The sequence below is a fragment of the Oscillibacter sp. KLE 1745 genome (assembly GCF_000469445.2).
GTDB classification, from domain to species: domain Bacteria; phylum Bacillota; class Clostridia; order Oscillospirales; family Oscillospiraceae; genus Oscillibacter; species Oscillibacter welbionis.
The window spans coordinates 44341-47952 of record NZ_KI271766.1 but is presented as its reverse complement, the minus strand read 5'-3'; the positions used below and the strand labels follow the sequence as shown (position 1 = coordinate 47952).

3 protein-coding genes are annotated in these 3612 nt (G+C 61.9%); all 3 read right to left on the bottom strand.

Annotated features, from left to right (window positions below):
- Nucleotides 1-32: 32 nt before the first annotated feature.
- The 3 genes from HMPREF1546_RS15970 to HMPREF1546_RS15960 all read right to left on the bottom strand — a co-directional run bounded on the left by HMPREF1546_RS15970 (nucleotide 33) and on the right by HMPREF1546_RS15960 (nucleotide 3486).
- Nucleotides 33-1220, bottom strand: coding sequence for a cysteine desulfurase family protein (locus HMPREF1546_RS15970; RefSeq protein ID WP_021748893.1), 1188 nt, complete (start codon nucleotides 1218-1220; stop codon nucleotides 33-35).
- A gap of 126 nt (nucleotides 1221-1346) precedes the next feature.
- The gene (locus tag HMPREF1546_RS15965; protein WP_021748894.1) at nucleotides 1347-2159 is read right to left on the bottom strand and encodes a M15 family metallopeptidase; all 813 of its coding nucleotides are present in this window, start codon (nucleotides 2157-2159) and stop codon (nucleotides 1347-1349) included.
- 289 nt (nucleotides 2160-2448) lie between these two features.
- A complete protein-coding gene (locus HMPREF1546_RS15960) occupies nucleotides 2449-3486 on the bottom strand; it encodes a Gfo/Idh/MocA family protein (RefSeq protein WP_021748895.1) in 1038 nt (345 codons plus the stop codon).
- Between the last annotated feature and the right edge of the window lie 126 nt (nucleotides 3487-3612).

Sequence of the window (3612 nt, the reverse complement as noted above, 5' to 3'; positions counted from 1 at the left end):
CATTTTCCTCTTGACTTTTTATAGCTGGTCTTTCAGATCAGATGCGGCCGCAGGCCGGTCTCCAGCTCGTCCCACACAGGGGACATGCCCCGCAGATAGGACACGATCCCCGGCAGGACCTCCAGGATATAGTCGATCTCCTCCGGCCGGTTCTCATGGCTCAGGCTCAGCCGGAGGGAGCCGTGAGCCACCTCGTGGGGCCGCCCCAGGGCCAGCAGCACATGGCTGGGGTCCAGGGAGCCGGAGGTACAGGCGCTGCCGGAGGAGGCGGCGATGCCCTTTTCATCCAGCAGCAACAGCAGGGACTCCCCTTCGATCCCCTCGAAGCACACGTTCACATTCCCCGGCAGCCGCCGGGCCGAATCGCCGTTCAGCGCGGTGTGGGGGATGGCGGTAAGGCCGGCGATCAGCCTGTCCCGCAGAGGCGTGAGGTAGGCGGCGTTCTGTTCTATGGTGGCACAGGCCTCGTCAAAGGCGGCCGCAGCGCCGCAGATGCCGGGGATGTCCTCCGTGCCGCCCCGCTTCCCCCGCTCCTGGGCACCGCCATGGATCAGCGTAGCCAGAGGAATACTGCGCCGGGCGTACAGCACTCCCACGCCCTTGGGCCCATGGAACTTATGGGCGGAGAGGGACAGCAGGTCCACCTGCATCGCCTCCACATCGATGGGCAGGTGGCCTGCCGCCTGGACCGCGTCCGTGTGAAACAGGACCCCCGCCTGGTGGCAGACGGCGCCGATCTCGGCAATGGGCTGGATGGTGCCGATCTCGTTGTTGGCAAACATGACGCTCACCAGACAAGTGTCCGGCCGGATGGCATCCCGGACCTGCTCCGCCGTCACCACACCGTCCGGCGGAATGTCCAGCAGGGTTACTTCAAAGCCCTCCCGCTCCAGGGCCTGGAGGGTATGGAGCACGGCATGGTGCTCGAATTTCGTTGAGACGATATGACGTTTGCCCCGCTTCTCCCCTAAGGCCGCCGCGGTACGGAGGGCCTGGTTGTCCGCCTCGCTGCCGCCGGAGGTGAAGGTGATCTCCCGGGGATCCGCATGCAGGTTCCGTGCAAAGATCGCCCGGGCGGCCGCCAGCTTCTCCGCCGCCCGCTGTCCCGGCGTATGAAGGCTGGAAGGATTGCCGTAGATCTCCTGAAAGCAGGGCGTCATGGCCGCCAGCGCCGTGTCGCTCACCCGAGTGGTGGCCGCGTTGTCCGCGTAAATCTTCATCTGGTTCACTCCTTTTCCCAGTTAATTACTATGGTATAGTTATCTCACAAAAAATCCTATTTGTCAAGTAGGAATTCAGAGAAAATATACACGGCGGGTTTCCCCGCCGTGTATGTGGATGCAGTTTCAGATGGCCGCCGCCCCCTGCGGCGCGGTCTCCATAGAGCCGGATGCCGGGGCCGCCTGCCGGATTGTCTGCGCAGGCGCCAGCTCCGCCTCCGGCCCCTCCTGGCTCAGATACTCCTCCAGGCAGACGCCGGTGCGGTAGATGTCCGCTGCCGCCGCCTTGCCCACGTAACGGTAGTGCCAAGGCTCGTACCCGATGCCTGTGATGTCGCTCTTCTCCGAAGGATAACGGAGGATGAAGCCGTACTTCCAGCTGTTCTCCATCAGCCACTTCTGCTCCGCCGTGTCCTCCTGTTCCTCGTCCAGGATCTGATAGCCGGCGGCTACAATGTCCAGAGCCAGGCCGGTCTGGTGCTCGCTGGTGCCGGGCTTGGCCACCCACCGGGCGGCCTCCGCCTCCACCCGGTCCTCCGGCACACCGGAGGCCCGGACCCGCGCCACCTTGTTCCGGTACAGCCGGGTCTGGGTGGCCTCTGTCCGGTAAGCGGAGCAGACGATGGGGTTCAGGCCCGCCTCCCGGCAGTCGGAGAGCATGTCATCCAGATCATCATAGATCCGTTCGTCCACCTGGAGTCCATTGGATAACGTGGCCAGCTTGATCTCATATCCCTCCGGCACCGTGTGCCAAGGGTTCACCAGCAGCAGCTGCCAGTCCTCCTGCCCCCTCTGGTCTGCCGGAGCAAGCTGGGCCGCCGGGACAGTCTGGGGGATGTACGGTATCTCAGCCTCCGCCGCCAGGGCGGTTGGGGCCAGCACCAGAACCGCCGTCAGCAGGGCGCCGCAGCGAGTCAGGATCTTCTTTCGTATGTTCATATCGTTCCTTTCCGGCCGCGGACGGCCGTCTGATCTTCTTTGTTCTGTTTTTATGGTACAGCCTTCCGACCGCGAAAACAAGGGAGATTTTGTGAACGATTGGAAACAAAAAGAAACAAGCCCTCCAACAGAGCAAAACGTGAGGGGTGGAAATCAGAGATACGAAGAGGCAGCTTCTATCCAAACAGCAGCGCTCTTCGTTCTCAACTCTCGACCCTTCACGCTTCCCAGGGGATCCCCGCAAAAAGGCCGCCCTCCCGGGCGGCCTTTTTGCGCTTGATTTTGCAGATTACTTGTACATTTCCGGCTTTTCCATGGTCTCCACCTTCAGGAACTGAGAGGTTCCGCGGGAGGCGTTCAGAGCGTCGCCAGCCACGCAGGCCACGTAGCCGTCCCAGGAGGAGGGGCCGGTGAGCTTGCCGGCATGGACGGACTCCACCCACTTGCAGAACTCAATGTCATAAGCCTCGATGAAGCGCTCCTTCCAGTCGGTCATGATGGGCATGGACTCGGCGGGCTTCACGCTGTCCCAGCCGGCGGGACGGGAGCGGCACACCACGGCGTAGGGATCGGGCAGCTTGACGGTGCCGTTCTCGCAGACCACCTCGCACTGGATGTCATAGCCGTAGCCGTCGGCCACCTGGACCTCCACATCGATGAAGCAGCCCTTCTTGGTGCGCATCAGCATCACCTGGGGGTTATCATAGCCCTTGTCGGAGTTGGAGGACTGGCGGACCTTCACGCACTGCACGTCCTCATACTCGTCATCCAGCAGCCAGCGGCAGATGTCCAGCTCGTGAATGGCGACGTTGGTGACACCGTTCTCGGTCTTGAAGCCCGGGCCCTGGGAGACGTTGCGGTGGCAGGCCTTGATGATGAGGGGCTTGCCCAGCTCGCCAGAGGCGATGATCCGCTTCATCTCAGCGTAACCCCGATCATAGTGGCGCATGAAGCCCACCTGCACCAGCCGCTTGCCGATCTCCTGCTCCCGGCGGATGATCTCCTCGCAGTCCTTGGCGTTCTGGCTCAGGGGCTTCTCACAGAAGCACCACTTCTCCTCTGCCAGAGTCTTCATGACGTAGTCGTGATGGGTAGGATCGATGGAGGTGATGACCACGGCCTCCACCTCGGGGTCCTTGATCATGCCGTCGCAATCGTTGCCATAGGACTTGATGCCGTACTTGGCAGCAGTCTCGTCGGCGGCAGCAGCCACATAGTCGCTGACGGCCACGACCGTGGCGCCGGGGACCGTCTCGATAATGCGGCGGCAGTGATCCTTGCCGATGGCGCCGCAGCCGATGATGCCGATTTTCAGAACCTTATCCATGATTGTGTACCTTCCTTTATTTGAAAATGAGGATATGCAGTTGTAAGGCCGCCCGTTTCAGCGGGGAAAGGCAGCTATGATGATGTCTGGCAGATGCGCCCCCCATTTTCTTTTTGAGACATCAAA